At 67.5% G+C, this 26,292-nt stretch carries 27 protein-coding genes, 1 tRNA gene and 1 riboswitch; of the genes, 18 read left to right on the forward strand and 10 right to left on the reverse strand.

Annotation, left to right across the window (positions count from 1 at the left end; genetic code table 11):
• Positions 1-36 precede the first annotated feature (36 nt).
• The 5 genes from ACQ7HM_RS12575 to ACQ7HM_RS12595 all read left to right on the forward strand — a co-directional run bounded on the left by ACQ7HM_RS12575 (position 37) and on the right by ACQ7HM_RS12595 (position 2,426).
• Complete coding sequence (locus ACQ7HM_RS12575) at positions 37-354, forward strand: hypothetical protein (RefSeq protein ID WP_055785634.1); 318 nt, start codon at positions 37-39, stop codon at positions 352-354.
• A gap of 3 nt (positions 355-357) precedes the next feature.
• Positions 358-429: riboswitch (Fluoride riboswitch) on the forward strand.
• Between the two features lie 17 nt (positions 430-446).
• A complete protein-coding gene (locus ACQ7HM_RS12580; protein ID WP_235456036.1) occupies positions 447-941 on the forward strand; it encodes a FluC/FEX family fluoride channel in 495 nt (164 codons plus the stop codon).
• Positions 938-1,306 carry a fluoride efflux transporter CrcB gene (crcB, locus tag ACQ7HM_RS12585; protein ID WP_055785637.1) on the forward strand — a complete coding sequence of 123 codons (369 nt, stop codon included), beginning with the start codon at positions 938-940 and terminating at the stop codon, positions 1,304-1,306. The genes ACQ7HM_RS12580 and crcB overlap by 4 nt, the downstream gene beginning before the upstream one ends.
• Before the next feature lie 44 nt (positions 1,307-1,350).
• Positions 1,351-1,869, forward strand: coding sequence for a universal stress protein (locus tag ACQ7HM_RS12590; protein WP_055785640.1), 519 nt, complete (start codon positions 1,351-1,353; stop codon positions 1,867-1,869).
• A complete protein-coding gene (locus ACQ7HM_RS12595) occupies positions 1,866-2,426 on the forward strand; it encodes a histidine phosphatase family protein (protein WP_055785642.1) in 561 nt (186 codons plus the stop codon). The genes ACQ7HM_RS12590 and ACQ7HM_RS12595 overlap by 4 nt, the downstream gene beginning before the upstream one ends.
• Here the strand turns inward: ACQ7HM_RS12595 and ACQ7HM_RS12600 are convergent.
• The 4 genes from ACQ7HM_RS12600 to ACQ7HM_RS12615 form a co-directional block, all read right to left on the reverse strand.
• A complete protein-coding gene (locus ACQ7HM_RS12600; protein ID WP_055785646.1) occupies positions 2,423-3,148 on the reverse strand; it encodes a 2,3-bisphosphoglycerate-dependent phosphoglycerate mutase in 726 nt (241 codons plus the stop codon). The two genes, ACQ7HM_RS12595 and ACQ7HM_RS12600, sit on opposite strands and share 4 nt — an antisense overlap.
• Positions 3,145-3,363 carry a hypothetical protein gene (locus ACQ7HM_RS12605; RefSeq protein ID WP_055785649.1) on the reverse strand — a complete coding sequence of 73 codons (219 nt, stop codon included), beginning with the start codon at positions 3,361-3,363 and terminating at the stop codon, positions 3,145-3,147. Before ACQ7HM_RS12605 ends, ACQ7HM_RS12600 begins: the two co-directional genes overlap by 4 nt.
• Positions 3,360-3,944, reverse strand: a complete 585-nt coding sequence (locus ACQ7HM_RS12610) for a hypothetical protein (RefSeq protein ID WP_082501632.1) — start codon at positions 3,942-3,944, stop codon at positions 3,360-3,362. Before ACQ7HM_RS12610 ends, ACQ7HM_RS12605 begins: the two co-directional genes overlap by 4 nt.
• A gap of 200 nt (positions 3,945-4,144) precedes the next feature.
• Positions 4,145-6,478, reverse strand: a complete 2,334-nt coding sequence (locus ACQ7HM_RS12615) for a DEAD/DEAH box helicase (protein ID WP_434216604.1) — start codon at positions 6,476-6,478, stop codon at positions 4,145-4,147.
• A gap of 322 nt (positions 6,479-6,800) precedes the next feature.
• On the opposite strand from ACQ7HM_RS12615, the gene ACQ7HM_RS12620 reads away from it, so the two are divergent.
• The 4 genes from ACQ7HM_RS12620 to ACQ7HM_RS12635 all read left to right on the forward strand — a co-directional run bounded on the left by ACQ7HM_RS12620 (position 6,801) and on the right by ACQ7HM_RS12635 (position 11,916).
• Positions 6,801-7,004 (forward strand): cold-shock protein, encoded by a 204-nt coding sequence (locus ACQ7HM_RS12620; RefSeq protein ID WP_045821523.1) that lies wholly within the window; start codon positions 6,801-6,803, stop codon positions 7,002-7,004.
• Positions 7,005-7,156: 152 nt separating this feature from the next.
• Entirely contained in the window at positions 7,157-7,735 is a 579-nt protein-coding gene (locus ACQ7HM_RS12625) for a hypothetical protein (protein WP_434216605.1), read from the forward strand.
• 241 nt (positions 7,736-7,976) lie between these two features.
• On the forward strand, positions 7,977-11,060 hold the full coding sequence (topA, locus tag ACQ7HM_RS12630; protein WP_434216606.1) for a type I DNA topoisomerase: 3,084 nt from the start codon (positions 7,977-7,979) through the stop codon (positions 11,058-11,060).
• Positions 11,032-11,916, forward strand: a complete 885-nt coding sequence (locus tag ACQ7HM_RS12635; protein ID WP_434216607.1) for a GGDEF domain-containing protein — start codon at positions 11,032-11,034, stop codon at positions 11,914-11,916. Before topA ends, ACQ7HM_RS12635 begins: the two co-directional genes overlap by 29 nt.
• A 12-nt stretch (positions 11,917-11,928) precedes the next feature.
• Here ACQ7HM_RS12635 and ACQ7HM_RS12640 read toward each other — a convergent pair whose 3' ends face one another.
• Positions 11,929-13,629 (reverse strand): adenylate/guanylate cyclase domain-containing protein, encoded by a 1,701-nt coding sequence (locus ACQ7HM_RS12640; RefSeq protein ID WP_434216608.1) that lies wholly within the window; start codon positions 13,627-13,629, stop codon positions 11,929-11,931.
• A gap of 91 nt (positions 13,630-13,720) precedes the next feature.
• Here ACQ7HM_RS12640 and ACQ7HM_RS12645 point away from each other — a divergent pair, with 91 nt between their 5' ends.
• The 3 genes from ACQ7HM_RS12645 (at position 13,721) to ACQ7HM_RS12655 (ending at position 15,780) form a co-directional block, all read left to right on the forward strand.
• A complete protein-coding gene (locus tag ACQ7HM_RS12645; protein ID WP_055785662.1) occupies positions 13,721-14,983 on the forward strand; it encodes a DNA polymerase III subunit delta' in 1,263 nt (420 codons plus the stop codon).
• Between the two features lie 137 nt (positions 14,984-15,120).
• Positions 15,121-15,196 (forward strand) — tRNA-Thr (locus tag ACQ7HM_RS12650).
• Between the two features lie 413 nt (positions 15,197-15,609).
• Positions 15,610-15,780 (forward strand): hypothetical protein, encoded by a 171-nt coding sequence (locus ACQ7HM_RS12655; RefSeq protein ID WP_434216609.1) that lies wholly within the window; start codon positions 15,610-15,612, stop codon positions 15,778-15,780.
• A 353-nt stretch (positions 15,781-16,133) separates the two neighbouring features.
• Here ACQ7HM_RS12655 and ACQ7HM_RS12660 read toward each other — a convergent pair whose 3' ends face one another.
• Entirely contained in the window at positions 16,134-17,018 is an 885-nt protein-coding gene (locus ACQ7HM_RS12660; protein WP_434216610.1) for a HipA domain-containing protein, read from the reverse strand.
• A 213-nt stretch (positions 17,019-17,231) separates the two neighbouring features.
• Between ACQ7HM_RS12660 and ACQ7HM_RS12665 the strand changes: the two genes are divergently transcribed.
• From ACQ7HM_RS12665 to ACQ7HM_RS12680, 4 genes are all read left to right on the forward strand, one after another.
• Positions 17,232-18,710 (forward strand): amidase, encoded by a 1,479-nt coding sequence (locus tag ACQ7HM_RS12665; protein WP_434216611.1) that lies wholly within the window; start codon positions 17,232-17,234, stop codon positions 18,708-18,710.
• 46 nt (positions 18,711-18,756) lie between these two features.
• Positions 18,757-19,107, forward strand: coding sequence for a nitroreductase/quinone reductase family protein (locus tag ACQ7HM_RS12670; RefSeq protein WP_434216612.1), 351 nt, complete (start codon positions 18,757-18,759; stop codon positions 19,105-19,107).
• 78 nt (positions 19,108-19,185) lie between these two features.
• Positions 19,186-20,622 carry an MFS transporter gene (locus tag ACQ7HM_RS12675; protein WP_434216613.1) on the forward strand — a complete coding sequence of 479 codons (1,437 nt, stop codon included), beginning with the start codon at positions 19,186-19,188 and terminating at the stop codon, positions 20,620-20,622.
• Positions 20,619-21,392, forward strand: a complete 774-nt coding sequence (locus ACQ7HM_RS12680) for a PIG-L family deacetylase (protein ID WP_055785669.1) — start codon at positions 20,619-20,621, stop codon at positions 21,390-21,392. The genes ACQ7HM_RS12675 and ACQ7HM_RS12680 overlap by 4 nt, the downstream gene beginning before the upstream one ends.
• Before the next feature lie 5 nt (positions 21,393-21,397).
• On the opposite strand, the gene ACQ7HM_RS12685 is transcribed toward ACQ7HM_RS12680, so the two are convergent.
• Together ACQ7HM_RS12685 and wrbA are read right to left on the reverse strand one after the other, a co-directional pair.
• Positions 21,398-22,180 (reverse strand): pirin family protein, encoded by a 783-nt coding sequence (locus ACQ7HM_RS12685; RefSeq protein ID WP_055785672.1) that lies wholly within the window; start codon positions 22,178-22,180, stop codon positions 21,398-21,400.
• Positions 22,177-22,776, reverse strand: coding sequence for an NAD(P)H:quinone oxidoreductase (wrbA, locus tag ACQ7HM_RS12690; protein WP_055785675.1), 600 nt, complete (start codon positions 22,774-22,776; stop codon positions 22,177-22,179). The genes ACQ7HM_RS12685 and wrbA overlap by 4 nt, the downstream gene beginning before the upstream one ends.
• 98 nt (positions 22,777-22,874) lie before the next feature.
• Between wrbA and ACQ7HM_RS12695 the strand changes: the two genes are divergently transcribed.
• Complete coding sequence (locus tag ACQ7HM_RS12695; RefSeq protein WP_055785678.1) at positions 22,875-23,345, forward strand: MarR family winged helix-turn-helix transcriptional regulator; 471 nt, start codon at positions 22,875-22,877, stop codon at positions 23,343-23,345.
• A 72-nt stretch (positions 23,346-23,417) separates the two neighbouring features.
• Positions 23,418-24,431, forward strand: a complete 1,014-nt coding sequence (locus ACQ7HM_RS12700) for an isopenicillin N synthase family dioxygenase (RefSeq protein ID WP_434216614.1) — start codon at positions 23,418-23,420, stop codon at positions 24,429-24,431.
• Here the strand turns inward: ACQ7HM_RS12700 and ACQ7HM_RS12705 are convergent.
• Both ACQ7HM_RS12705 and ACQ7HM_RS12710 read right to left on the reverse strand, forming a co-directional pair.
• Positions 24,428-24,850 (reverse strand): MarR family winged helix-turn-helix transcriptional regulator, encoded by a 423-nt coding sequence (locus ACQ7HM_RS12705; protein WP_434216615.1) that lies wholly within the window; start codon positions 24,848-24,850, stop codon positions 24,428-24,430. The genes ACQ7HM_RS12700 and ACQ7HM_RS12705 overlap by 4 nt on opposite strands.
• Positions 24,843-26,288: an MFS transporter gene (locus ACQ7HM_RS12710; protein WP_434216616.1), complete on the reverse strand. Its 1,446-nt coding sequence runs from the start codon at positions 26,286-26,288 to the stop codon at positions 24,843-24,845. The genes ACQ7HM_RS12705 and ACQ7HM_RS12710 overlap by 8 nt, the downstream gene beginning before the upstream one ends.
• Positions 26,289-26,292 lie beyond the last annotated feature (4 nt).

Below are 26,292 nucleotides of genomic sequence, written 5' to 3' on the forward strand. Positions count from 1 at the left end.
GCAGTAACGGGAACACCGAACTTCCCTTCGATGGAGATGACGATGAACGACGTACAACGACGACTGCGCCGCGAACGGCGAACCACACCGGCCATGTGGGCTGCGGCGACGATGGTGATGGCAGGCACAGCAACCGGCGGCGTCACCCTCGTGGCGCTTGCCGGCGGCGAAGTCATCTTCTGGATCGTGATGGCGGTGATCACCCTTGTGCTGTTCGGCTCGGCGTACGCGCTCCTGAGGATGGATCTGAGCGTGTCCCGCGATCCGGCGCTGCGTCGTGATGTCGTTCGCGCGCGTCGAGCGAAGTACCTCGGTGCTTACGGCCCGATTCGCCGATCGACCCGCACACGCTAGGCTGACGAACACGGTGATGGATCCCGCCGGAGCATCTGCTCGAACCGCCACACGGCTGATGGTTCCTACCCATGTCGATGATGGGTGGGCGCATGAGTCCTGGTGACAGGCGACGAGACCTCGAGAAGCTGCCGATCGACCCCGACTCCGGCGGTCGCGCGGGAGTCCCGTTCCACCTCCGTCCGGAAGCGCTCGGCCTGGTTCTGCTCGGGGGAGCAGCGGGAACAGCGGCACGGTACGGCATCGAACTCGTGCTGCCCCACGAAGGCACCGGGTGGCCGACCGGCACATTTGTGATCAACCTCGCCGGAGCGGCCGTTCTGGGCGGGCTCCTCGAGGCGCTCGCCCGTCTGGGGCCCGACTCTGGATGGCGCCGCCGAACCAGGGTGCTCGTGGGCACCGGCGTGTGCGGCGCATTCACCACTTACAGCACCCTGGCTCTCGAGGCGTCACTCCTCGTCCGCGATGGTGCAGCGGGATTGGCAGCCGGCTATGCCGCGGCGAGCGTGGTCGGCGGGATCATCGCCGCCTGGGCCGGCATCACCGCAGCCGCGTCTGTGCGACGTACAGCGGATGGCGACCGATGACACTGATGCTGACGATCATCGCAGGGGCCATCGGCGCGGTGTGCCGGTTCGTGGTCGATGCAGAGGTCAAATCCCGATGGGAGAGCACTGTCCCGTGGGCGACCATCGCGATCAACGTCTCGGGGTCTTTTTTCCTCGGGGGTCTGGCCGGCGCAGCGATCTTCCACGGTGCAGCACCCGGGTGGCAAACGGTGCTCGGGACGGGATTCTGCGGCGGTTACACCACTTTCAGCACAGCGAGTTTCGAAAGCGTCCGACTCATCCAGCAGCGGGCGCATCTTGCTGCGGCCGTCAACATCCTCGGCACACTCGGAGCGTCGGTCGCCGCATGCGCTCTGGGACTCCTCCTGACCTCCGCACTCTGAACTGTCGAATACGCCACATCCCACCACAACGGCAGGACCATCTCATGGACAACGATCCCGAACTCGACATCGAACGTCATCGCACCATGTCGAGCACAACGGACGCTCGCGCCGCAACCACCTCACTCGTCGTCGGGTGGGATCACGAATCGGCGAGCGGGTCAGCGCTCACCTTCGCGGTCGATCTCGCGCGGCGCCTCGCCGCCCACCTACACGTCGTCCACATCGTCGACATCGACGACCTGCCGGTCGACCCGGATTCGGCGGACTGGGAGGACGAGATCCGACGCACCCTCGATTCTCAAGCCCACGACGCGGTGGCGGCACTCCGCGACGTCGACGCCGGCTGGACGTATCACTGCGCGCACGGAGACCCCGCGCGTCTTCTCCTCTCCGTCGCCCACGACTACGACTCCCTGATGGTTGTCGTCGGATCACCGCACAGCGGTCTACGGTCCTTCCTCGAATCTCTCGGTGAACCGTCGGTGGCACACGGATTGATCGGACGACACGACCTGCCGATACTCGTCGTACCGCGCGACACCGACGAGGCCCACCGATGAGCCGGATCATTCTCGTCCGGCACGGTCGCACCGTGCTCAATGCCGAGGACCGGCTTCGAGGTCTCGCCGATCCCGAACTCGACAGCATCGGTATCGATCAGGCCAAGGCGGTGGCAGCCGACATCGCTCACCTGGACCCTCACGTGGTGTGGTCGAGTCCGTTGAAGCGAGCGGTGCGCACAGCCACGATCATCGCCGACGCCGCCGCCATCACCCATCACGTCGACGCTCGGCTCAACGATCGTGATTACGGCGAATGGACCGGTGAGCTGCGCAGTGAGGTGATCAGACTGTTCGGACGCGTTGACGCCGCCCCCGGAGTCGAGCCGCAATCCGATGTGTTCGAGCGCGTCTGGCCCGCCGTCGTCGACGCAGCGCAGACCGCGACCAGCGGACCGGTGGTCCTCGTGAGTCATGACGCCGTGTTGCGACCCATCCTGGAGTCGATCATGGGAGGCACGATCGACGAGACCATCGCCCCCGGGTCATGCCACCTCATCTCCGAGGATGGCAATCGGTGGTCGGTGCAAGCGATGAATTGGAAGGTCGGTTCCTAGACCTGCTCTGATGGTGGGGGCTTCATGGTTTCGCCGCCGTGCACGGTGGGCGAGGAGTTGTGGCCGAAGCGATAGAGCAGCGGCTCACCCGTTCCCAGACGGCGCGCCGCCAATTCCGACTGCGACAGATGCTCGATGACCACCAGGAGCGCCCGCAGTGAATTTCCGTGCGCCACGACGAGCACCGTTGCGCCCGCCCCCAGTTCACTCGACAACGTCTCCTGCCAGAATCTGGATACCCGGAGAACAACGTCACCGAGGGACTCCGTCAGGATCCCGGTCAGCGACAGGCGGCTCGATGGCCACCTCGAATCCCTCAGTCGTGCCAGATCGTTGCCGGACAGCGGTGGTGGGGGCACGATGAGTGAATTTCGCGCTTCGTCGAAGAACTCGGGGCCGACAGCACCTAGAACCTCGCTTTTGTCGCGCCCGGTGAACGCCCCGTAGTGCCGCTCATCCAGCGACCGATGCGCGGTGATGCGCGCATCGAGTGATCGAGGCAGCGCCTCGCAGATCAGGCGCGCAGACTCTTGCGATCGCGAGAGGGTCGATGTGTGGATGATGTCTGGGATGCAGTCGGTCTCGGCCAAGGTCCGCCCGACACGGCCGGCCTCAGAACGACCCCGCAACGTCAGCTCGACATCGAGCCACCCGGTGAACACCCTCGCCGCGTTGGTGACGCTCTCACCGTGGCGCACGATCACCAAGCGGCCTTCGGTCACCGATCAACCCGCAGTGCGGCGAGACCAGCGGCTCGGATCGTCTCTGGGTCGGCCACGAAGATGTCGTCGCCCACCAACTGGACCACGTCACCCAGCTCTCGGATCAGCAGCTGCCACCCCTCGTCGTCACCTTCGGCGCACCCGTCTTCCAAGAACCACACCGGGAACTCGTCGATGAGACCGCGATAGAACTCAACCAGTGTCGACGGACTCATCTCCTTCCCGTCCAGCGAATACGAGGATCCGTCGAAGAACCCGTTCGCAGTCCGCTCGTCAAACCAACCCGGCGCAGTTCGGACCGCAGTGACGCATACACCTCGGCTCCCCACCGCAACGCCTCGGCGTGACACGGTGCGCCGATGGGAGCGATCATGAACTCCTGAAGATCGAGTGCGTTGGCCGCGTGCGCGCCGCCATCGAGAAGATTGAAATGCGGAACTGCTGGTCGCAGTGCGGTTCTCGTCGATGACGAGAGATAGCGGTAGAGCGGCTCGCTCCTGTCGTGGGCGAATGCGCGGGCCGCGGCCCTCGACACTCCGACGATCGCGTTCGCCCCGAGCCGGGATTTTTCCGTCGTGCCGTCCAGCGACCGCAACGCGTCGTCCAGACCGGCGAGGCGTGTCCACGCCTGTGCTGTGACCAGCTCGGCGATCTCGTCGTTCACGTGCTCGGCTGCAGTCGTGAACCAGGCAGATCGACGCCCCCGCTTCGGTACTCGTACTCGAAGCTTGTCGCCCGGTGAGATCGCTTCTCGCCCGATCGTCGTAATCGACCGGCAGTGTGCGGCCGACGACATAGCCGAGCCATTCGACAAGGCCGGGGCGGACCGATTGTGCGCTCATGTTCTCGACTCCATCGTTCGGAGAATGCTCCGTGAACAAAGGATGCGCTCACGGCCGGACACCGGAAACAGAGGAGTCGTTGTGGCGCGACAAGCGTTGGTTGTATCGAACATGGCGTCGGCCGGGTGTCCGCTGTCGACGATTCGGTGAACGTCTACCCGCGGACCTCACGCAGGATCAGGTCGAGCACCGCGATCGCACCGGGTTTGTCGAGCGGCTCGTTTCCGTTGCCGCACTTGGGTGATTGCACACACGACGGGCATCCGCTTTCACAGCGGCAGTCGGTGACCGCGTCGCGGGTGGCGCGGATCCAGGTGGCGAAGGCGGTGAACCCGCGTTCGGCGAAGCCCGCGCCTCCGGGGTAGCCGTCGTAGACGAAGACCGTCGGCAGGCCGGTGTCGGGGTGGATGTTGGTCGACAGGCCACCGATGTCCCACCGGTCACACGTGGCGATCAGCGGCAACAGTCCGATCGCGGCGTGCTCGGCGGCGTGCAGGGCGCCGGGGAAGCGGTCGACGGGGACGCCGACGGCCTCGAGCGCCTCGGGCTCGAGGGTGTACATCACCGATCGGGTGCTCAGGGTCTGCGGCGGCATGTCGAGTTCGATGACGTCGAGCACCTCACCGGTGTGCAGCGTGCGCATGTACCCGACGACCTGATGGGTCACGTCGACGTCGACGAGTGCCACCGTGAGCGGTCCCGACCGCCACGACCGGGTGGTGCCGGTGATGTCCATCGCGGTGGTCTGCCGCGCCGAGGTGGACCACTCGGGGTCCTCGGGGTGGGTCAGCGCGAGACCGTCGTCGAGGTCGAGTTCGTCGACCACGAACGACCGCCCCTGGTGCAGGTGCACCGCGCCGGGGTGCACTGTCGACATCGCGCGGCCGGTGTCGACGGTGCCGAGCAGCTGCGAGGTGGTGGCGTCGACGATCATCACCTGTCCGCCGATGCCGCCGCGGATGTCGATCTCGCCGTGCGGGAACAGCCCGGCCGCGGGGTACCAGCCCGCCGGTCGCCTGCGCAGCAGGCCGCGGGCGGTGAGGTCGGCGACGACGTCGGCGGCGTCGAAGGCCGCCACGTCGGCCTCGCTCAGCGGCAGTTCGGTGGCCGCACACAGCAGGTGCGGGCCGAGGACGTACGGGTTGGTGGGGTCGGTGACGCTCACCTCCACCGGACGCTCGAGGAGCGCCTCGGGGTGGTGCACGAGGTAGGTGTCGAGCGGGTCGTCGCGCGCCACCATCACCACCAGCGATCCCTCGCCGCGTCGCCCGGCGCGTCCGGCCTGCTGCCAGAACGACGCGACCGTGCCGGGGTAGCCGGCCACGATCACCGCGTCGAGTCCGGCGATGTCGACCCCGAGTTCGAGGGCGTTGGTGGTCGCGACGCCGAGCAGCGTCCCGTCGGACAGGGCGGCCTCGAGTTCGCGGCGGTCGTCGGCGAGATACCCGGCGCGGTAGGCGGCCACCCGATCGGCGAGTTCGGGGTCGGCGGCGGCGAGGATCTGTCGTGTCGAGAGCGCGGTGATCTCGGCACCGCGGCGGCTGCGGACGAAGCACAGCGTGCGCGCCCCCTCGATCACGAGATCGGCCATGATCCGCGCGGCCTCGGCGCCGGCGGCGCGGCGCACGGGGGCGCCGTGCTCGCCGGTGGCGCCGGGGGTGAACGTGGGCTCCCACAGCGCGACCGTGCGCTCGCCGTGCGGCGACCCGTCGTCGGTCACCTCCGCACAGTCCTCGCCGATGAGTCGGCGCAGTGCGTGACCGGGTTCGCCTGCGGTCGCACTGGCCGCGATCACCGTCGGGTTCGCGCCCGCGGCGCGGGCGAGTCGTAGGGTCCGCTGGATCACGAGCGCGGTGTGTGACCCGAAAACGCCGCGGTAGTGGTGACATTCGTCGATCACGAGGTACCGCAGGTTGCGGAAGAAGTGCCGCCACCGGCCCGGTGACCCGAGGAAACCGATGTGCAGCATGTCGGGGTTGGTGAAGATCCACCGCGAGTGTTCCCGCGCCCACTGGCGCACGTCGGGCTCGGTGTCGCCGTCGTATGCGCACGGTGCGATGTGTGCGAACTCGCGACGCCCGGCGGTCAACGCGGTGAGCGCGCGGATCTGATCGGCGCCCAATGCCTTTGTGGGAGCGATGTACAGGGCCGTGGCATGCGGTGCGACGCCCGAGGTCATGTCGGACAGGATCGGCAGTTGGTACGCCATCGACTTGCCCGAGGCCGTGCCGGTCGACACGACGACGTGGGTGCCGTCGTGGGCGTGCTGCGCGGCGACGGCCTGATGGCTCCACGGCCGACGGACGCCGATGTCGGTGTAGGCCGCGCGGACGGGTTCGGTGACCCAATCGGGCCAGTCGGCGAACTGTGCTGTCTGCGAACGCATCACGGTCTTGTATGTGACAGGTGACAAATCGGGGTCGACACCGGCCAGGGAGCGGTGCAGAAGTTGCTCACCGAACGATTCGCCGTTGTGTGAGCTGGTCATCGGAGTGCCCGTAGGGCCGTCGCGGCGTTACCGACAGATGTCGCCGACCTGAAATCTGACGATGTTCCGTTCAGTTTCGTTTCCTGACTGTCGGGCGCGACATGTTCATGATTGACTGTCGTCGGTCGCAGCTTTCGGGGGCTTCCACGAGGGTCGACATCGGCACGGATGGTCTGCCCCCCGAGAACGTGTTGCGGGCGTAATACCCAAGGTTAGTGCGCGGCACGTCCGCAAACGTCGCCAGTCGGTATGGCGGTCGGAACGGGCCCGTCGCGGTGACACATCGTGACGTATCCGGTGAGTCAGTAAAGGAATGCAAGAAATGGCACAGGGAACTGTGAAGTGGTTCAACGCGGAAAAGGGCTTCGGCTTCATCGCGCCTGATGATGGACCGGACGACGTGTTTGTCCACTACTCCGAGATCCAGGGATCCGGTTTCCGCACCCTCGAGGAGAACCAGCGCGTCGAGTTCGAGGTCGGTCAGGGAACCAAGGGTCCGCAGGCCACCGGCGTCCGCGCGGTCTGAGCTCGCACACTCTCGTTCATCGCCCCCGGCGTCCGCACATCGCGGCGCGTCGGGGGCGTTGTGCGTCTGAGGGTCAGAGCGTGGCCACTGTCGTGGGCGCGCCTGGTGATGCGTGTACCTGTCGACCATCCGTTCGAGTAGAGTTCCCGACCGTGGGCCAACTGTCCTTCTTCTCGGCCGAAACCGACGAGCCCTCACTGGAGGATCTGTCGGGATTGTTTGCCGCGCATGGGCAGTCGTCGTTCTCACCGGCCGGCAGCCGGGTCTCCATCGTCGTCGACGCGCAATGGCGCGCCGATGCACTCGTCGAGGAGATCGAACTGTGCGGCGTGCGTGCGCACCCGGCGGTCTCCGACGAGGGCTCGCCGATGGCGCGCACCGAGACCTCCAAGTCGCTCGACGCCCTCACCCGCTCATGGGTGAAGGGCGCGGTGAAGACGATGCCGGCCGATTGGGTGCCCAGTCCGCGCGCGCTGCGGCTGTGGGCGATCGCCGCGGGGCGTCGTGAGGAGGATCGCTACCTGCTCGGCCTCGACCCGCACGCACCCGAGACGCACTCGCCCCTGGCGACCGCACTGATGCGCGCGGGGATCGCACCCACCCTCGTCGGCACCCGCGGTCATTCGCCGGCCCTGCGGATCGCCGGACGGCGGCGGTTGTCGCGTCTGCTGGAGAACATCGGCGCACCGCCCGGGCACCTCGATGCCGTCGGATTCTGGCCCACGGTGTGACACATTCATTTGTCAGATCGATCACCCCGCTGACCTGCCTGTTCTCCCACCTCGCAGCGCCCTGGCGCGGGGTGTCCGGCGCCGCGGAAACCTTTGTGCTCTCAGCGGCGTTGTGTCAATAGGCTGTTATATGGGGTAGAACAAGCCAGATGTGTCGGCTGCGCGGACCGTCTCCGATGCCGTCAGAACACATATAGAAGGCCTTACCCAACAGGCCGGTAGAAAGGTGCAGGCACAGACAGTGGCTGATAGCGACACCGCGTCCACCCGCTCCGGTGGCAATGTGCGCCGCCTCGTGATCGTCGAGTCGCCCACCAAAGCCCGCAAGATCGCCGGATACCTGGGATCGAACTACGTCGTCGAGTCGTCCCGTGGACACATCCGGGACCTCCCGCGCGGCGCGGCCGACGTGCCCGCCAAATACAAGGGACAGCCCTGGGCCCGTCTGGGGGTTAACGTCGAGCAGGACTTCGAACCGCTCTACGTGGTGTCGCCGGACAAGAAGTCCACGGTCACCGAACTCAAGCAACTGCTCAAGGGTGTCGACGAGCTCTACCTCGCCACCGACGGTGACCGCGAGGGCGAGGCCATCGCGTGGCACCTGCTCGAGACGCTGCGTCCCAGCGTCCCGGTGAAGCGCATGGTGTTCCACGAGATCACCCAGTCGGCCATCCAGGCCGCCGCCGACACCCCGCGTGATCTCGACGTCGACCTCGTCGACGCCCAGGAGACCCGCCGCATCCTCGACCGCCTCTACGGGTACGAGGTGTCGCCGGTGCTGTGGAAGAAGGTCATGCCGAAGCTGTCGGCGGGCCGCGTGCAGTCGGTGGCCACCCGCATCATCGTCGAGCGCGAACGCGAGCGGATGGCGTTCATCTCCGCCTCGTACTGGGACATCGACGCCACGCTCGACGCCGGCGCCGACGTCTCCCCGCGCACGTTCAAGGCCAAGCTCGTCTCCGTCGACGACGATCGCGTCGCCTCCGGCCGCGATTTCGACGCGGCCGGCCGGATGAAGAAGTCCGAGGGCGTGGTGGTGCTCGACGAGGCCCGCGCCAACGCGCTGGCCACCGGACTGCAGGGTGCCGACCTCTCGGTCACCTCGGTCGAGGAGAAGCCGTACACACGCCGCCCGTACGCGCCGTTCATGACCTCGACGCTGCAGCAGGAAGCCGGCCGCAAGCTGCGGTTCACCTCCGACCGGACCATGCGCATCGCGCAGCGTCTGTACGAGAACGGCTACATCACCTACATGCGTACCGACTCCACGACACTGTCGGAGTCGGCCATCAACGCCGCCCGTGGGCAGGCCCGTGAGCTCTACGGCGCCGACTACGTGCACCCGACCCCGCGGCAGTACACCCGCAAGGTCAAGAACGCCCAGGAGGCCCACGAGGCCATCCGTCCGGCCGGCGAGACGTTCCGCACCCCCGGCCAGGTCGCCTCGGCCCTGCAGTCCGACGAGTTCCGGCTCTATGAGCTGATCTGGCAGCGCACCGTCGCCTCGCAGATGGCCGACGCGCGCGGCACCACCATGAGCCTGCGGATCAGCGGTACCGCCACATCCGGCGAGCGCGCGACGTTCGCCGCGTCGGGTCGCACCATCACCTTCCCCGGCTTCCTGTCGGCCTACGTCGAGACCGTCGACGAGCAGGCCGGCGGACAGGCCGACAACGAGGAGGTGCGGCTGCCGCTGCTGACCGAGGGCCAGCACCTCACCGCCGCCGAACTCGAGGCGGCCGGCCACTCGACGAACCCGCCTGCGCGGTACACCGAGGCGTCGCTGGTGAAGACGCTCGAGGAACTCGGCATCGGCCGCCCCTCGACGTACGCGTCGATCATCGGCACCATCCAGGATCGCGGCTACGTCCACAAGAAGGGCAGCGCCCTCGTCCCGTCGTGGGTGGCGTTCGCCGTCGTGGGACTGCTCGAGGCGTACTTCGGCAGCCTCGTCGACTACGACTTCACCGCCTCGCTCGAGGACGACCTCGACCAGATCGCCTCGGGTCGGGAGAACCGCACGCACTGGTTGTCGCGGTTCTACTTCGGCGCCGACGCGTCCGAGGACTCCGCCGACTCCGCGGCGAGCTCCGATGTCGCCGCCCACGGCGGGCTCAAGAAGCTCGTCGGCGTGAACCTCGAGGAGATCGACGCCCGGGAGATCAACTCCATCAAGCTCTTCGACGACGAGCAGGGCCGTCCGGTCGTCGTGCGCGTCGGTCGGTTCGGGCCGTACCTCGAGCGCAACGTCGCCGGCCCCGACGCCGAACCGGATCTGCAGCGGGCGAACCTGCCCGACGACATGACCCCGGACGAGCTGACCATCGAGGTCGCCGAGAAGTTGTTCAGCACCCCGCAGGAGGGGCGCACGCTCGGTGTCGACCCGGTCACCGGGCACGAGATCGTCGCCAAGGAAGGCCGTTTCGGCCCCTACGTCACCGAGGTCCTGCCCGATCCCGATGAGGGGTCCGATGGCGACAGCGGCGACGGTGGCAGTTCGGTTCCGGCGCTGACGGTTCCGCCCGGCCCCACCCCGCTCGACGGCGACGGTGCGGCTGCGTCCGGCGGATCCGGTGGCGGTACCGCGGTGGCCACCGAGGCCGGCGCGACCACGAAGACCGCGGCCAAGAAGGCGACCAAGAAGGTCGCCGCGAAGAAGGCCGGCCCGAAGCCGCGCACCGGATCGCTGTTCAAGTCGATGGAGATCGCGACGGTCACCCTCGACGACGCGCTCAAGTTGCTGTCGCTGCCGCGCGTGGTGGGCGCCGATCCCGAGAGCGGCGAGGAGATCACCGCCCAGAACGGTCGGTATGGCCCATACCTCAAGAAGGGCACCGATTCTCGCTCGCTGAGCGCCGAGGACCAGATCTTCGGCATCACGCTCGAGGAGGCTCTCGAGATCTACTCCGAGCCCAAGCGACGTGGTCGTGCCGCGGCGGCCCCGCCGCTGCGTGAACTGGGCAAGGACTCGGTCAGCGAACAGCCGATGGTGATCAAGGACGGTCGCTTCGGTCCGTACGTCACCGACGGTGAGACCAACGCCAGCCTCCGCAAGGACGACGACGTCGCCTCCATCACCGACGAACGCGCTATGGAACTGCTCGCCGACCGCCGCGCGCGGGGGCCGGTGAAGAAGAAGGCGAAGAAGGCCCCGGCGAAGAAGGCGACGGTCAAGAAGACGGCGGCGAAGAAGGCCCCGGCCAAGAAGGCGGTCGCGAAGAAGGCGCCGGCCAAGAAGACGGCCGCCAAGAAAGCGCCCGCGAAGAAGACCGCAGCGACGAAGACGGTGGCAACCGATGGAACCGGGTCCGACTCCGACGAGTGACCCTGTCGACCTCGACTCCCGGTGGTACCGCGCGATGTTCGAGGCCAGTACCGTGCCCATGGCGCTCGCTGACGAGGACGGTCTGTTGGTCGTCGCCAATTCCGCCTACTGCGCGATGGTGGGTCGATCGTGGGCCGAGATCGCGGGTCGCTCGTCCCGCGAGTTCACCCACGACGACGATCTCGGGCAGCACCGGGCGATGGACCGACTGATGGCCGACGCCGCCGAGCGCGGCGAGATCCTGCGGTTGGAGAAGCGCTACATCCACCCCGACGGCACCGTGCGGTGGGGGTGGGTCTCGGCCAGTCCCGTCGACGGTCCCGGCGGCCGGAGATGGACCATGGCGGTCATCCACGACACGACCGATCGTCGGCGCACCGAGGACGATCTGCTGACCGCGGCGAGTACCGACCAGCTGACCGGGCTGCTCAACCGTCGCGGGTGGATGGCGCGCCTGGCGGAGTTCGAACACAGCGCGGCCCACATCGGCGGCGATCTCGTTCTCGCGATCATCGACCTCGACCGGTTCAAGGCCTACAACGACTCCCGGGGCCACGACGCCGGCGATCGGTTGCTGGCCGAGTTCGCGCGGGCCATGGTGGCGTCGGCGTGTGAGGCGGCGGTGCTCGCGCGGTGGGGCGGTGAGGAGTTCGCGCTCGCGCTGCCCGGTTCGGCGGCCGTCCACATCGACGGTGTGCTGCGCGGTCTGGCCCGCAGGGTCCCCGACGGCCAGACGTTCTGCGCCGGATACGCCACGGTGCACGCCCGCGAGTCGGTGGCCGAGTGTTTCACGCGGGCCGACGCACGTCTCTACGAGGCGAAACGGCAGGGTCGCGGACGAGTGTTCGGCGACTGACCGCCGCGTCGTTCAGACGCTGCTGCGGGATTCCTCGTCGTCGTCCTCGTCGACGTCCGTGGTGGTTTCCGGCCGCGCGTCGGCCGTGGTGGACGCGCTCGAGGGAGTCGTGTGGGATGCCCCGACCGCGGCGTCGACGACACCGTCGGTGTCGTTGTCGACATCGTCGTCGTCGATCACCAGCGCGAACTTCGGCCGCGCGAGCTTGGTCTCGATGCCGCGACCCCGCAGCTCCACACCTTCGCCGATGTCCCAGCACTCGGCCTCGGCGTCCGACGCCAGGTACACCGCACGCGCCGACCCCAGGACCCGTGTCGGTTCGTCCTTGGCCATCTCGGTGAGCCGTGCGGCCTCGTTGACCGGGTCGCCGATCACGGTGTACTCGAGTCGTCGTTCGGATCCGATGTGGCCGGCGATCGCCTTGCCCGCCGAGACGCCGATGCCGACGTCGGTCTCGCCGAGGGTCCGCTCGAGCTCGATGCGCAGTTCGCGGGCCGCGGCGAGTGCCTGACCCGCGAAATCCTGGAGGTCCAGCGGCGCACCGAAGATCGCCAGGGCGGCATCACCCTGGAACTTGTTGATGAACCCGCCATGGCGACCGACGGTCTCGACGACCACCTGGAAGAAGTCGTTGAGCAGATCCACGACCTCACGGGGTGGGCGGGTCACCGCGAGCCGGGTCGATCCGACGATGTCGACGAACAACACCCCGACGTAGCGTTCCTCGCCGCCGAGTTCGGTTCCCGATTCGATGGCCCGTCGTGCGACGTCCTCGCCGACGTAGCGACCGAACAGGTTCCGCAGTTGCTGTCGTTCGCGGAGGTCGCCGACCATCTCGTTGAACCCGGCCTGCAGTAGACCCAGGTCGCTGCCGTCGTAGATGCGGACCGAGGTGTCGTAGTTGCCCTCGCTGACCAGGCGTTGAGCGTTGCGGAGTTGCTTGATGGGATCGGCGATGGCGCCCACGAGCCGCACCAGACCGATCAACCCGAAGATGACCGACGCGGCGGCCAGCCACAGCAGCGGTCGTTGCAGTCCCTCGGCGTCGGTGCGCACCAGCCCGAACTGCTGGCCCACGATGAGACCGACGATCGCCAACAGGGGCACCACCACGCTGACACTCCAGAACAGGGTGATGCGGACGGTCACGCTGGGCGCGACGGCGCTCGTCGGGTCGTTGGCCATCGCCGAGACGGTGATGGGACGCAACACCTTCTCCGACTGCATGTAGCCCAGTACGCAGGAGACGAACCCGCCGATCGCCGACGCGATCCACACCACCAGCGCCGTCGCACCCGAGGCGGGCAGGTTCAGCAGCGCGAACAGGATGCCACCGACGGTCCACAGCCCGAGGTTCACCGCGGTGAGCAGCACCGGCAGTCGCAGCGCGCGATTGCGGGCCATCTCGTTGTCGAGACGGGTGCGCCTGCGGTGCCAGATGAGCACCGGCAGCGTCAGCAGGATGCTGAGGTACCCCCCGACGAAGGTGGCGGCCACCAGGTACGCGACGAACACCGCCTGGTTCGAGGTGCTGATCTCCTGGATCCGCACCGTGTACTGGTACGGCATGCCGAACCGCAGGAAGGCGAAGGTGAACAGGGCGCCGATGATGTTCGCGCGGACGAGGTCGAGGGCCAGGATCGGCCACGGTGTGTGCGCCAGCCACCGCAACAGGTGCACACCCCGCTGCAGACGCGACTGTCTCTGGACCACGTGTTCACGGTAGCGGGCGCACAGGGCCCGTATCTGCCGTTGGTGACAGTGCCGACAGGCGGTGTCGGAGCGCGCGATTACGATCGCCCTCGTGACGTCGGTGTTCGATCGCCTGGTGGGCCAGCAGGCCGTGGTGGACGAGTTGTCGGCCGCCGCTCGGTCGGCGGTGGGCGCCTCGGCCGCTCTCGACGACACCGATGGCGGTGCCGAGTCGATGTTCGGCGACGCGGTGGCCGCACCCCGCAACTCCATGACCCACGCCTGGCTGTTCACGGGCCCGCCCGGCAGTGGCCGGTCGGTGGCCGCGCAATGCTTCGCCGCCGCCCTGCAGTGTGAGATCGCCACCGGCGCGCCCGGGAGCGAGGTCGGGTGCGGCCGCTGCCACGCCTGCGCGACCGTGATGGCCGGCACCCACGGTGACGTGCGCCGCATCGTCCCGGAGGGCCTCACGATCTCGGTGAAGCTGATCCGCGAGACGGTGCAGATCGCGTCGCGTCGTCCCGGGGTGGGGCGTTGGCAGATCGTCCTCATCGAGGACGCCGACCGACTCACCGAGCAGGCCGCGAACGCACTGCTCAAGGTCGTCGAGGAGCCGCCGTCGCGCACAGTGATCCTGCTGTGTGCGCCGTCGGTCGATCCCGAGGACATCTCGGTGACGCTGCGCTCGCGGTGCCGCCACGTCCCGCTGACCATGCCCGGCGTCGACTCGATCGCCGAGGTGCTCATCGGCGACGGCATCGACGCCGAGCGCGCGCGGTGGGCTGCATCGGTGAGCGGCGGCCACGTGGGTCGGGCACGGCGCCTGGCCACCGACGAATCGGCCCGCTCCGAACGCAACCAGGCGCTGGGTCTCGCGCGGGCGGCGACCAACGAGTCGACCGCCTACGGCGCGGCCGAGGCGCTGGTGAAGACCGCCGAGAACTCGGCGAAGGCCATCAGCGCCGTCCTCGACGAGGCCGAGACCGAGGAGATGCGCACCGCGCTGGGTGCGGGCGGCACCGGCAAGGGGGCCGGCGGCGCGATGCGCGGCACCGCGGGCTTCCTCAAAGACATGGAGCGGCAACAGAAGTCGCGTCGCACCCGTCTGCAGCGTGACGTGCTCGACCGAGCGCTCGTCGACCTGGCCGCGCTGTTCCGCGACGCCGTCGTCGCCTCCTACGCGGCTCCGGTCGCCGCGATGCATCCCGACCACTCCGAGCAGACCTTGCGGATGGCCGGTTTCGCCTCGCCCGAGAAGTTGCTCCGGTGTGTCGAGGCGGTGCTGGCGTGCCGCGAGGCCCTCGATGTGAACGTGAAACCGAAGTTCGCCGTCGACGCCATGGTCGCCGACGTCGCCACCGCCCTGCGTCGCTGAACCCGTTCCCGTGTAGTTCTCGCGAGAGAAACCGCAGGTCGGTGGCGCGAGATGTACGCAGATTGGGACGTGCCCACGCGGTTTGGTCGGGGTGCGCGGCGGTCGATACACTGGTCGACGTTGCCTTCGGGCGGCACGCCGCCTTAGCTCAGTCGGTAGAGCGCTTCACTCGTAATGAAAAGGTCGCGAGTTCGATTCTCGCAGGCGGCTCCATGCGTCATCACCGAACAAAAGGGTTGTCGTCACCTGGGATTGCGACGAGTCCTTCCCTGCCGGAATCGGCGTGGCACGCGTCTCTGGCCGGTGGACCACTTGCACTTGCGTCGTACGGCTTCCGCCAGCGCATGAGGCGGGCGGACGGCTGGCGAGGTGGCTACACAGGGAAGCTAAACAGTTTCCCATTGTGGGTTCGAAAACAATGCGCGGTCCACGGGCGCCCGACCCTCAATGGTCACCAGCAGTCGAAAGTGGAAACCGACCTCCGGACCATTGGCGCGCGCAACGGTGAGGCACTCATTCGACAGTGACTCGATGACCTCGATCAGTGGGTCCGGCACCCAACCTAAGCGTGTAGATCCTCCATCTGTCACAAGGAGGGCTCGCGGATTAACAGGGTTGGCGGCATCGTGTCGAAGCTGGAGCGCGTCTCCCGGCAGGAGCGAGGCAATCTGATCCTGCTCGTGCCGCTCCAGATGCCGAACGCCGTGCGTGAGGAACAGAAACGAGACTCGAGAGCCTGGATCAGCCGCTGGAGCGGGGAGCAGCTCGATGGTGTCACCGATGCGTTGGCCATGTGATCGAGCAAGCACTTCGAACGGGGCCGCATCCAGCGGCAGAGCTAGCGCTTCCATCGAGGTCATACGGTCTGGCCGTCGAGACGACACGACTCTCTCGGCGAATACGGGGAAAAGCTCAGTCGAGTAGACCGGTCCCTCAGTGGCTTTGGTCAGTCCGGGTAGCGGGCGGAACTGCTGACGCCGAAGAGCCGACGCAAGGTAGGAAAACTCATAGCCGCGTTCGGGTGAGCGGACGAGAAATCCGACGGGAAGGTAACGACGTGTATGGGGGTCGCGAACAGTCACCAGCAACCGGTTCAGCGTCCCTGACTCCGGGGTGGCGTGGTCGGGACCTGCGTCGTCCCGAGTGGTCGTCATACCGCCAGCCTCCTCTGATTGATTGTTAACAGGTTAAGAAGAAACCTACGGCGAACGTCTGACATGCCCGGAATGGCGCGCACGATTGCCTCGAGGTCGACCGTTTCTACTGCACAAATGCGGTCTATCCACACCCGAGTGTGCTCGCTTGATCGAGTCAGGGCCTGATGGGCCAGGTCGCACAACGACAGAGTCTCACCACCCTCAAAGCGGTGGGCGTAGCCGCGCGCCGCGTATGCCGCAACATCCACGGTCGCGAGGTGAGCGTCCTGGGCGCCCGACGCAAGCGCGCTGCCGTGATCGAACGACGGAGCGACGCGTCGCAGGCCATCGTCATTTGAGATGAGAACGCCCCAATTAATAGCGTGGCGGTCCGTGTTAGCTATCCACGCGTCGAAGATGAGGTACCCAGTAAAGAGGTCGAACCCGTTCAGGCCTCCGATGTCGGATTCGGGGTGATCAATTCCGGCGAGCAGGCTTTGAATGTTGTCGAGGTTATGGCCTACCCGGTTCTTTGGTCGGTGGTCACCGGCGCATGTGACGTAGCCATCAAACTCTGAAAGAAGTGTATCGCCCGATTCGAGGGAAAAGCCGTCTGGCGTAACGTTTTTTGAGATTATCCCAATCTCCGAATGTCGTTCGGCGAGTTCGACGCGGGCTGCCGGTAGCCCGATTAGAGTCGCGAGTTCGGAGGCAACTTTCTCAGACCAGTCATCACAACGCCTATAGCTCGCATTTTTGATCGGTTTGAAGACCCACCACTCCGACTGGCTCTCAAGGTGCGTGTTTTTTTGCTCTGCCACCCAGTCTTTCGGGTCGAGCCCGCGAGCCTCTTGACTAACGACCACCCAGTCGGCGATGTCGCAGACCTCGTAGGTCATGGAGACGGGAGGTCGGCCTTCCTGCATGCGTTGATCATGCCTGACGGGCGCGGTAGGCCCCAGATTCCTCAGTTCGATTCTCGCAGGCGGCTCCATCTGTTCGGCGTCACAGCGACGCCGTCACCCGCACGGGTGACCCTCCGACATCGACGGTCGGTGCCTCCCGAATCGCTATCGTCGTCGGTGTATCGACATTCGATCAGCGGGGGAGCGATGCGGCACGACGAGTACGTCGAACACGACGCGGTGGGACTGGCCGACCTCGTGGCCCGTGGTGAGGTGACTGCGGCAGAGCTGCTCGAGGCGGCCATCGCGCGGGCCGACGCCGTGGAGCCCTCGCTGAATTCCATCACCGTCCGCCAGGACGATGCCGCGCGTGATCGCGCGTCGGGTCCCCTGGCCGGACCGCTGGCCGGGGTGCCGTTCCTGGTCAAGGACCTGTACCAGTCGCAGCGTGGTGTGGTGAGCAACAACGGATCTCGTTCGTGCGCGAACGCCGTCGCCGCCGAGGACGACACCGTGGTCACACGCTGGCTCGACGCCGGGTTGGTCATCTTCGGCCGCACCAACACCCCGGAGTTCGGCGCCAAGGGGACCACCGAGCCCGAGGCGTTCGGCGCCGCCCACAACCCGTGGGACCTGGCCCACACTCCGGGCGGCTCGTCGGGTGGTTCGGCGGCCGCGGTGGCCGCGGGGATCGTCCCGGCCGCGGGTGCCAGTGACGGCGGCGGCTCGATCCGCATCCCGGCCGCCTGCTGCGGGCTGTTCGGACTCAAGCCGGGACGCGGGGTCGTGCCCTCGGGTCCCGGCCGCAGCGAGTCCCTGTACGGCTCGGCGGTGGACGGCGTGGTCACCCGGACGGTCCGCGACAGCGCCGCGATGCTCGACGTGATGCGCGGGACCGACCCCGCGGCCCCGCCGTATGTCTTCGCCGAACCGGACGCCACCTACCTCGACGCGGTGTCACGGGCACCGAAGCCGCTGCGCATCGGCGTACAGCGACTCTCCGTACTCAACAACACACCCGATCCGGCGGTGCTCGATGCGCTGTCGGCGACCTGCGATCTGCTCACCGACCTCGGCCACGTCGTGGAGGAGGCACGCCCCGCCATCGACGAGCAGCAACTCGCCGACGATTTCCTGTTGCCGTGGTTCGTGCACGTCGCGTCCGCGGTCGACGACCTGCGCGCCGACGGTGCCGGCACCTCCGACTTCGAGCTCGACACCCTCGTGATGGCCGCGATCGGCCGTACCACCAGCGGTGTCGAACTCGAGGCGGCACACGGACGATGGCACACCCACGTCCGCGCGTTGGGTGCGTTCCACCAGCGGTACGACCTGCTGATGACACCCACCGTCGCGCGGACCGCGCCCCGTCTCGGTGACTACGCGACGTCGTCGCTCGAGCGACTCGCGGCGCGCACGGTGCTCACGGCTCGACTCGGTCGGTTCCTCGACGCGACCGGGACGGTCACCGCGGCGATCCTCCGCAACCTGTCGTGGGTGCCCTACACGCAGCTCGCCAACCTCACTGGTCGACCGGCGGCGAGCATCCCGCTGCACCAGGCGGCGAACGGTCTGCCCATCGGCATCCAGTTCGTCGCCCCACCCGGCGGCGAGGGACTGCTGTTCTCGCTGGCCGGACAGCTCGAGCAGGCGTTGCCATGGCGCGATCGCCGTCCCGCTTTGTAGGCTCGTGCTCAGCGAGAGCCCGAATCCGCGAGGAGATGAGTTGATCGTGAACGCATTCCAGAAGTCGGCGGCGGTGTGGAACTCCTTCTTCACCCGCCTGATGCGAGTTCCTGTGCTGGACAAGGTGATCGGCAAGTCGACGGCCATCATCACCTACACGGGACGCAAATCGGGGAAGACGATCAGCCTCCCGGTGAGCTACTCGCGATCGGGTGAGACGCTGACGGTGCGGGTGATGATGCCGGAGAAGAAGAACTGGTGGCGCAACTTCACCGGAAATGGCGATCACGTCACCGTGGACATCGCCGGCGTCGAACGCGCCGGCCATGCGGTCACCTCGCGGAGCGACTCCGGCGCGGTGTCGGTGCGCATCGACCTCGAACCGTCCGCGCGCTGAGGCGGGGCCGTTGGCGCCGCGGCCACTGCTAGGTTTACTTGCATATAGTTTGCCGCGCTCGCCGACCGAGGACCTCCCATGACCGCACCCATCCCCACCGACGCGGGGTCCTCGCGTCGGTCCCTCGTCGTGTCGGCACTGGGCACCCTGCTGGTGTTGGTCGCGTTCACCGCACCGCTGTCGACGCTGAACGTGACCGCCGCATCGCTGGGCGCCGACGTGAGCGGCAAGACCTGGATCCTGAGCTCGATGAGCATCGGCCTGGCCGCGGCCCTGCTGTCGGCGGGGACCATCGCCGACGACTTCGGTCGTCGCCGTACCCTCACCCTCGGTCTCGTCCTCATGGCCGTCGGATCCGTTGTGGGCGTGCTGGTCCCGGATGTCCTCGTGTTCGTGCTGACCCGCGTGGTCGTCGGGGTCGGTGGAGCCGCGGTGATCGCGTCGAGCCTGGGCATCATCGCCCACACCTTCGCGCCCGGTCCGGCGCGGGCTGCGGCGAGCGGTGTCTGGGGAGCGAGCGTGGGCGCGGGTATCGCGATCGGGCCGCTGCTCTCGGCGCTGCTGGAGAAGGCGCACAGTTGGCACGACGCCTACTGGGTCCTCGCCGCAGCCGCGCTGATCCTGGCCGGGGTTGCCGAACGGGTGGTGCCCGAATCGCGTTCGGACACACCGCGAGGTCTCGACCTGCCGGGCGCCCTGCTGTTCGCCGGCGGGATCGCGACGCTGCTGGCCGGCCTCGTCGAGGGACGGCAGGGGTGGGGACAGCCGGTGGTGATCGTGCTGTTCGTCGCGTCGGCGGTGCTGCTCACGCTGTTCGTGATCGTCGAACACCGCAGCGCGACATCGATGCTCGACCTGTCGCTGCTGCGATCCCCGGCCTTCGGGGCCGCGACCCTGGCTGCCGTGGCGATCGGTGCCGGTGCGATCGCGCTCATGTCCTACATGTCGGGGTTCCTCGGTGCGGCGCTCGGGGTCTCGGCTCTCGGCTCCGCGCTGCTGCTGTTCGCGTGGTCGGGCACATCCGTCGTCACCGCGCTGTTGGCCCGCCGCATCCCCGCCCGGATATCGGGACGGGTCCAGCTCGGCGTCGGGTTGCTCGGCGTCGCCATCGGTCTCGCCGGTCTGACCGGAATCGGTGAGGGCTCGGGATGGCCGCGATTCCTCCCGGGGTTGCTGTTCGCGGGGATCGCGACAGGCGTGGTGAACGCCAACCTGGGTAAGGAGGCCGTGGCGAGTGTCCCGGCCGGACGCGGCGGGATGGGCAGTGGGGCCAACAACACCGCCCGCTACGTGGGGTCGGCGATCGGCGTGACGATCGTGTCGGTGATCGCCACCCACCCGGGACCCGGATCGGTCACCGCCGATCTCGTCCACGGCTGGAACACCGCATCGGTGGTGACGGCGGTCATCTCGGCCGTGGGGGGTCTGGTGGTGCTGTGCCTCCACGTGCGGGCCACTAAGCTCTCGACCAACGCCCTCGCGGGCCCGACAGTGCAGGTGGCCGACAAGCTGTGAGCGTTCTCGTGTGTTTCCACGCCCATCCCGACGACGAGGTGTTCAGCACCGGCGGCACGATGCGCCGAGCCTCCGACGACGGTCACCGTGTGGTGCTGGTGACGGCCACCGACGGGGCGCGGGGCGAGTTCCCGCCGGACCTGTTGGCCGAGGGCGAGTCGTTGCTCGAGCGACGTCGTGTCGAATTGCAGCGCTCGGCCGAGATCCTGGGCGTGCACCGACTCGTGATGTTCGACTACCCCGACTCGGGGATGGCCGGTACCGATGACAACGCCAACCCCGACGCGTTCACGAACGTCGACGTCGAGACCGCGGCACAGCGCCTCGCCGACATCCTCGTGGAGGAGAAGGCCGACGTGGTCACCTTCTACGACAGCAACGGCGGGTACGGGCACCCCGATCACATCGCGGTCCACCACGTAGGTCGGCGCGCCGCCGAGATCGCCGGTACACCACACAGTTTCGAGAACGTGGCGAACCGCGACCGTATGCGCGAGATGATGAAGATCAATCCGCGGTGGTCGGAGGAGGAGTCCCCGGTCGACATCGAGACGTTCGGCGTCCCGGCCGCCGAGATCACCGTCGAGGTCGACGTGAGCGACCTCATCGAGATCAAGCGCGCCGCGATGGTCGCCCACGCCACCCAGATCGGCGACTTCGGGCCGTTCCTGGAGATGCCGGTCGAGATCTTGACCGCGGCGTTCGGGCTCGAGTCGTTCCGGCGTGCCGATCTCGTGCTCGAGCCGATGCGCAACCGTCTGCCGCTGTAGCCGGTTCAGCCGATGGTGGCGTGCATCTCCCACACGATGACCTCGGCGCCGACGTCGGTCGAGAGCGTCTGACCACCGCCACCGGCGATCCGCACGGCGTCTCCCTCGGTCAGCGGACCGACCCCTTCCAGCGAGGCGGTGCCCCGCGCGACGAACACGTGCAGGAACGGCGCGTCGGGCAGCGTGACCGGGCTCGCGTCGGGCTGCAGTCGTGCGACATGCATGGCCGCGTACTTGTTCTTGATGCGGATGGCCGAATGGTCGGCGTATTGCGGCATCCCCGAGGCGACCGGGACCAACCCACCGGAGAGCAGCTCGTGATCGATCTCGAGTTGCTCGTAGGTCGGGGTGATGCCGGCCTCGTCGGGGACGACCCACATCTGTACGAAGTGCACGGGTTCGGCGTGTTCGGAGCGGTATGCGCCCGCGACGTCGCCGAGTCGCCACGAGTCGTTCTTCTCCGAGTGCATGATGCCCGTGCCGGCGCTCATGCGTTGTGCGAGACCGGGATAGATCACCCCGGAGTGCCCCATCGAGTCCTGGTGGACCAGTGACCCCTGGAGCACCCACGTCACGATCTCCATGTCACGGTGCGGATGGGTGTCGAAACCCTGTCCGGGCGTGACGATGTCGTCGTTGTTGACCAGCAACACCCCGTGGTGGGTGTTGTCCGGATCGTAGTGACTGCTGAACGAGAAGCTGTGCTTCGAGTCGAGCCACCCGATCCGGGTCTTGTACCGGTCGTCGGACCGACGGAGATCGATGTTCGGGGTGACCGCGGTGCTCATGAGGCCAGTTTGCCCGCGATGGTGACCACACGGGTGCCGAGGTGCTCGAGCGCGGCGGTGGTGGCGTCGTTGATCTCGTCGGTGTTGTTCGGGCCGGTGACGTGGCCGACGCCGTAGGGGTTGCCGTCGGCGAACTTCAGGCCGTCGGTGTAGCCGGGCGCCACGATGATGCCGCCCCAGTGCATGAACGAGGTGTACAGCGCCTGCAGCGTGGTCTCCTGGCCGCCGTGCAGGGTCTGGCTGGAGGTGAACCCGGCGTAGGCCTTGTCGGCGAGCTTGCCCTGGGCCCACAGACCGCCGAGGCCGTCCATGAAGGCCTGGAACGGGGCCGCGGTGTTGCCGAAGCGGGTCGGCGAGCCGAAGATCACGCCGTCGGCCCACACGATGTCGTCGCCGGTGGCGGCCGGCTGATCCTTGGTGGCCTCGTAGTTCGCGGTCCAGGCCGGGTTCTCGGCGAACACCGACGGGTCGGTGGTCTCGGCGATGTGGCGCACACGCACCTCGGCGCCGGCCTTCTCCGCTGCGGCGGCGATGGTGTTGGCCATCGTGGTCCCGTGGCCGGTGGCGGAGTAGTAGAGGATCGCGAGCTTGGTCATGTCGGTGACGCCTTTCGTCGGTGAGTTCGCGCGGTCTGTCGTCTTCGACGGTACAGAAGATGATTGCGTTGTCAACCAAATGTCGTATTGTGGGAGCCATGACCGAGACGCAATGGCTCACCGCGGACGAGCAGCGGATGTGGCGTGCCTACCTCGACTCCATGCGGATGCTGGTCACGCGTCTCGACCAGCAGCTCGCCCGCGACGCCGGGATCTCGCTCACCGACTACGAACTGCTGGTCACGCTGTCCGAGGCGCCGGAACGGCGGATGCGCATGTCGATGCTGGCGACCGCCGTCACCGCGACCCGCAGCGGCGTCACCAGGGCGATCAACCGATTGGTCGAGTCCGGCTGGGTCGAGCGCGTGCCGTGTCCGGACGACCGTCGCGGCGCGCTCGCGGTGCTCACCGACGCCGGCGCCGCGAAGTTGGCCGATGCCAGTCCCGGACATGTCGCCGAGGTGCGCACGAACGTCTTCGACGTGCTCTCGCCTCGCGACGTCGAACGGCTGACCTCGACCTACAGCGAGATGCGCAGTCACATGTCGGAGACGTCGCCTCGTCGGTGAGTGGTTTCATCGACAACTGTGTGCCGGGTTCTGCCGTGCGTGGTGCGTGCCCTGGGACGACAATCGACGGCTATGGGCGACGTCATCGAGGTTCCTGTGATCGATCTGTCGGGACCGCGTCACGACGTGGTCGCCGAGGTCGACGACGCCTGTAGGCGAGTCGGTTTCCTGCAGATCGTGGGCCACGGGATCAACGCCGCGGTGGCCGACGGACTGGCTGACGCGATGGACGCGTTCTTCGCACTGCCGGCCGAGGTGCGCGCCGGCTATCGGGTCCCCGGGGCCAATCGCGGCTACAGCCCGCCGAAGAGCGAGTCGCTCAGCCTGAGTCTCGGCGTCGAGTCGGTGGCCCGGATGAACGACTTCTTCGAGGCCTTCAACGTCGGCGTCGAGGGCCGATCGTTCCCCGGCCTCGACCTCGACGAGAGCGACTACGGCATCAACCTGTGGCCCGACGTCGCCGGCTTCCGCGAGAACGTGGAGGCCTGGTTCGCCGAGGCCGGACGGGTGGCACGCGCACTGACCTCGATCTTCGCCGAGGCACTGCACCTGCCGCTGGACTTCTTCACGGCGATCACCGACCACTCGATCGACGTGCTGCGCATGAACAACTACGCGCTGCCGCCGGGCACCCTCGCACCGGACGGCAAGCTCACCGGGATGGGTGAACACACCGACTTCGGCATCGTCACCGTGCTGTGGGCCGATCCGATCCCGGGACTGCAGATCGTCGGGCCCGAGGGCCGATGGCAGAACGTGGAGCCGGTCGACGGAGCGCTGTTGGTGAACCTCGGTGACCTGACCGCGCGGCTCACCAACGATCGGTGGCGTTCGACCCTGCACCGCGTGCGACCACCCGTCGTCGACGGCGCAATCCGGCGGCGGCGTTCGGCGGCGTTCTTCCACGACGGCAATCCCGATGCGGTGATCGCCACGCTTCCCGGCTTCGACTCCGCCGCAGACGGTCTGGCGTATGCACCGATCCGGATCCGCGACCACATCGCCGCGAAGCTGGCGGGCTCACGGCAGGGTCGGTCGAACGCAGCAGCGATCCGCGAGGCGCAACGCGTTCTCGACGCCCGCTAGCGCCCGCCCGCGCTCTCGAGCTTCGACAGGAGCGTCGCCAGGGTGGCCACCTCGTCGGGGTCGAGGGCGGCGAAGGCGTCGGGTGCGGGGTCGGCGGTGGCCATGGCGTCGTCGAGCATCGCGCGCCCCGCATCGGTGAGCGACACCAGCTTTCGGCGCCGGTTCGTCGGGTCGACTGACCGCTCCGCCAGACCTCGCTTCTCGAGTTCGTTCACCCCGACCGTGGCCGCCGGAGCGTCGATGGAGGCCGCGGCGGCCAGCTCGCCGATGGTGACCGGGCCCGCCGCGATGCGCCGCAGCAGCCGGAAGTGATTGAACGGCAGCCCGGTCCGGGCCATCATGGCCTTGCGCCACGGTCCGCGGTTGTCGATCACGAAGTGCGCCATCACCTGCCAGGCGCGGGTGCGCGCATCAGACATGTGCCGGGGCCTTCGGTTCGGTCGGTGTGAACAGGAACGCCGTCTTCTCGACGGTGTTCTTCGCCCACGCGGTGGTGCTCATGATGCCCAGCGCGGTGATCGCGAGCGCGAGGCCGGTGGTCACCCACCACAGCGGCTGCACCGCGTCGGTGAACGAGCCGTCCGACGCGGTGACCGCGGCGCCGGCGATCGAGCCGCTGATCGCGACACCGAGGCTGACGCCGAGCTGACGACTCGTCGACGCCACCGCCGAGGCCGCACCGGCCCGGTCACGCGGCATGCCGCTGACCGCCGATGTCGTGATGGGGGCGTTGACCAGACCGAAACCGACCCCGAACAGACCGAAGGTGATGATGAGCTGCCACACGGGGGTGGTGGGTGTGAACGTGGTGAGCAGCACCGATGCCACCGCCAGCAGGAGGCCCGACACGATGAGGGACGGGCGGGTGCCGTACTTGCCGACGAGTCGACCGGAGATCGGCGAGAAGATCAGCGTGCCCACCGCGATGGGGAGGTAGATGACGCCGGTGTGGATGGCGGAGTACCCGCGGACGTTCTGCAGGTAGTTCGACATCAGGAACAGGAATCCGCCGTACGCGGCGAAGGCCAGGATGCCGATGACCGTGGCCGTCGCGAACGGGACGCTGCGGAAGAACCGCAGGTCGATGAACGGCGACGCGTGGCGGCGTTCGTGGCGGATGAAGCCGACCAGACCGATGATCGCCACGGCGAAGATGGCGAGCGATCGTGGGTCACCCCAGCCCATGTTCGGGCCCTCGATGAGTCCCGACACCAGCGCCGCCATGAAGACGATGCCCAGCGCCTGACCGATCGGGTCGAGTCGACGCACGGTCGACGACTTCGACTCGGGCACGAAGATCGCGGCCAACACGACGGCGGCGGCACAGATCGGCAGGTTGATCCAGAACACCGCCTTCCAGTCGAGGAGGTCGATGAGGACGCCGCCCACCATCGGCCCCAGGGCCATCGAGATCCCGACCACCGCACCCCAGATACCCACGGCACGTGCACGTTCGGCGCGACCGGTGAACACCTGGGTGATGATCGACATCGCGACGGGATTCAGCATCGAACCGCCGATCGCCTGCACGAATCGCGCGGCGATGAGCATCTCGACGCTGGTCGAGAGACTGCAGAGCAGCGATCCGAGCGCGAAGACGGTGAGGCCGATCTGGAAGATGCGTCGGCGACCGATGCGATCGGCCATGGCACCGGAGAGCAGCAGCAGGCTGGCGAGCACGAGCGTGTAGATGTCGATCACCCACTGCAGACCCGACACCGAGGCGTTCAGATCGCGACGGATCGCGGGGATGGCGACGTTCACGATCGTCGCGTCCATCGACACGATGAGCAGGCTCAGGCAACACGTCGCCAGGATGATCATCTTGCGCCGCGCGCCGTACTCGGTCTCGTCCATCAAA

It is taken from the genome of Williamsia sp. MIQD14 (assembly GCF_051025635.1).
Classification (GTDB): domain Bacteria; phylum Actinomycetota; class Actinomycetes; order Mycobacteriales; family Mycobacteriaceae; genus Williamsia_A.

Bases quoted from the DNA above. Each gene is read 5' to 3' on its own strand.
- ACQ7HM_RS12705 (WP_434216615.1), bottom strand. From the start codon at position 24,850: ATGTCTGATGCGCGCACCCGCGCCTGGCAGGTGATGGCGCACTTCGTG.
- ACQ7HM_RS12695 (WP_055785678.1), top strand. From the start codon at position 22,875: ATGACCGAGACGCAATGGCTCACCGCGGACGAGCAGCGGATGTGGCGT.
- ACQ7HM_RS12615 (WP_434216604.1), bottom strand. From the start codon at position 6,478: ATGACCAGCTCACACAACGGCGAATCGTTCGGTGAGCAACTTCTGCAC.
- wrbA (WP_055785675.1), bottom strand. From the start codon at position 22,776: ATGACCAAGCTCGCGATCCTCTACTACTCCGCCACCGGCCACGGGACC.
- crcB (WP_055785637.1), top strand. From the start codon at position 938: ATGACACTGATGCTGACGATCATCGCAGGGGCCATCGGCGCGGTGTGC.
- ACQ7HM_RS12610 (WP_082501632.1), bottom strand. From the start codon at position 3,944: ATGTCGTCGGCCGCACACTGCCGGTCGATTACGACGATCGGGCGAGAA.
- ACQ7HM_RS12635 (WP_434216607.1), top strand. From the start codon at position 11,032: ATGGAACCGGGTCCGACTCCGACGAGTGACCCTGTCGACCTCGACTCC.
- ACQ7HM_RS12685 (WP_055785672.1), bottom strand. From the start codon at position 22,180: ATGAGCACCGCGGTCACCCCGAACATCGATCTCCGTCGGTCCGACGAC.
- ACQ7HM_RS12580 (WP_235456036.1), top strand. From the start codon at position 447: ATGAGTCCTGGTGACAGGCGACGAGACCTCGAGAAGCTGCCGATCGAC.
- ACQ7HM_RS12665 (WP_434216611.1), top strand. From the start codon at position 17,232: ATGCGGCACGACGAGTACGTCGAACACGACGCGGTGGGACTGGCCGAC.
- ACQ7HM_RS12675 (WP_434216613.1), top strand. From the start codon at position 19,186: ATGACCGCACCCATCCCCACCGACGCGGGGTCCTCGCGTCGGTCCCTC.
- ACQ7HM_RS12700 (WP_434216614.1), top strand. From the start codon at position 23,418: ATGGGCGACGTCATCGAGGTTCCTGTGATCGATCTGTCGGGACCGCGT.
- ACQ7HM_RS12590 (WP_055785640.1), top strand. From the start codon at position 1,351: ATGGACAACGATCCCGAACTCGACATCGAACGTCATCGCACCATGTCG.
- ACQ7HM_RS12575 (WP_055785634.1), top strand. From the start codon at position 37: ATGACGATGAACGACGTACAACGACGACTGCGCCGCGAACGGCGAACC.
- ACQ7HM_RS12605 (WP_055785649.1), bottom strand. From the start codon at position 3,363: ATGAGTCCGTCGACACTGGTTGAGTTCTATCGCGGTCTCATCGACGAG.
- ACQ7HM_RS12620 (WP_045821523.1), top strand. From the start codon at position 6,801: ATGGCACAGGGAACTGTGAAGTGGTTCAACGCGGAAAAGGGCTTCGGC.
- ACQ7HM_RS12710 (WP_434216616.1), bottom strand. From the start codon at position 26,288: ATGGACGAGACCGAGTACGGCGCGCGGCGCAAGATGATCATCCTGGCG.
- ACQ7HM_RS12595 (WP_055785642.1), top strand. From the start codon at position 1,866: ATGAGCCGGATCATTCTCGTCCGGCACGGTCGCACCGTGCTCAATGCC.
- ACQ7HM_RS12660 (WP_434216610.1), bottom strand. From the start codon at position 17,018: ATGACCTACGAGGTCTGCGACATCGCCGACTGGGTGGTCGTTAGTCAA.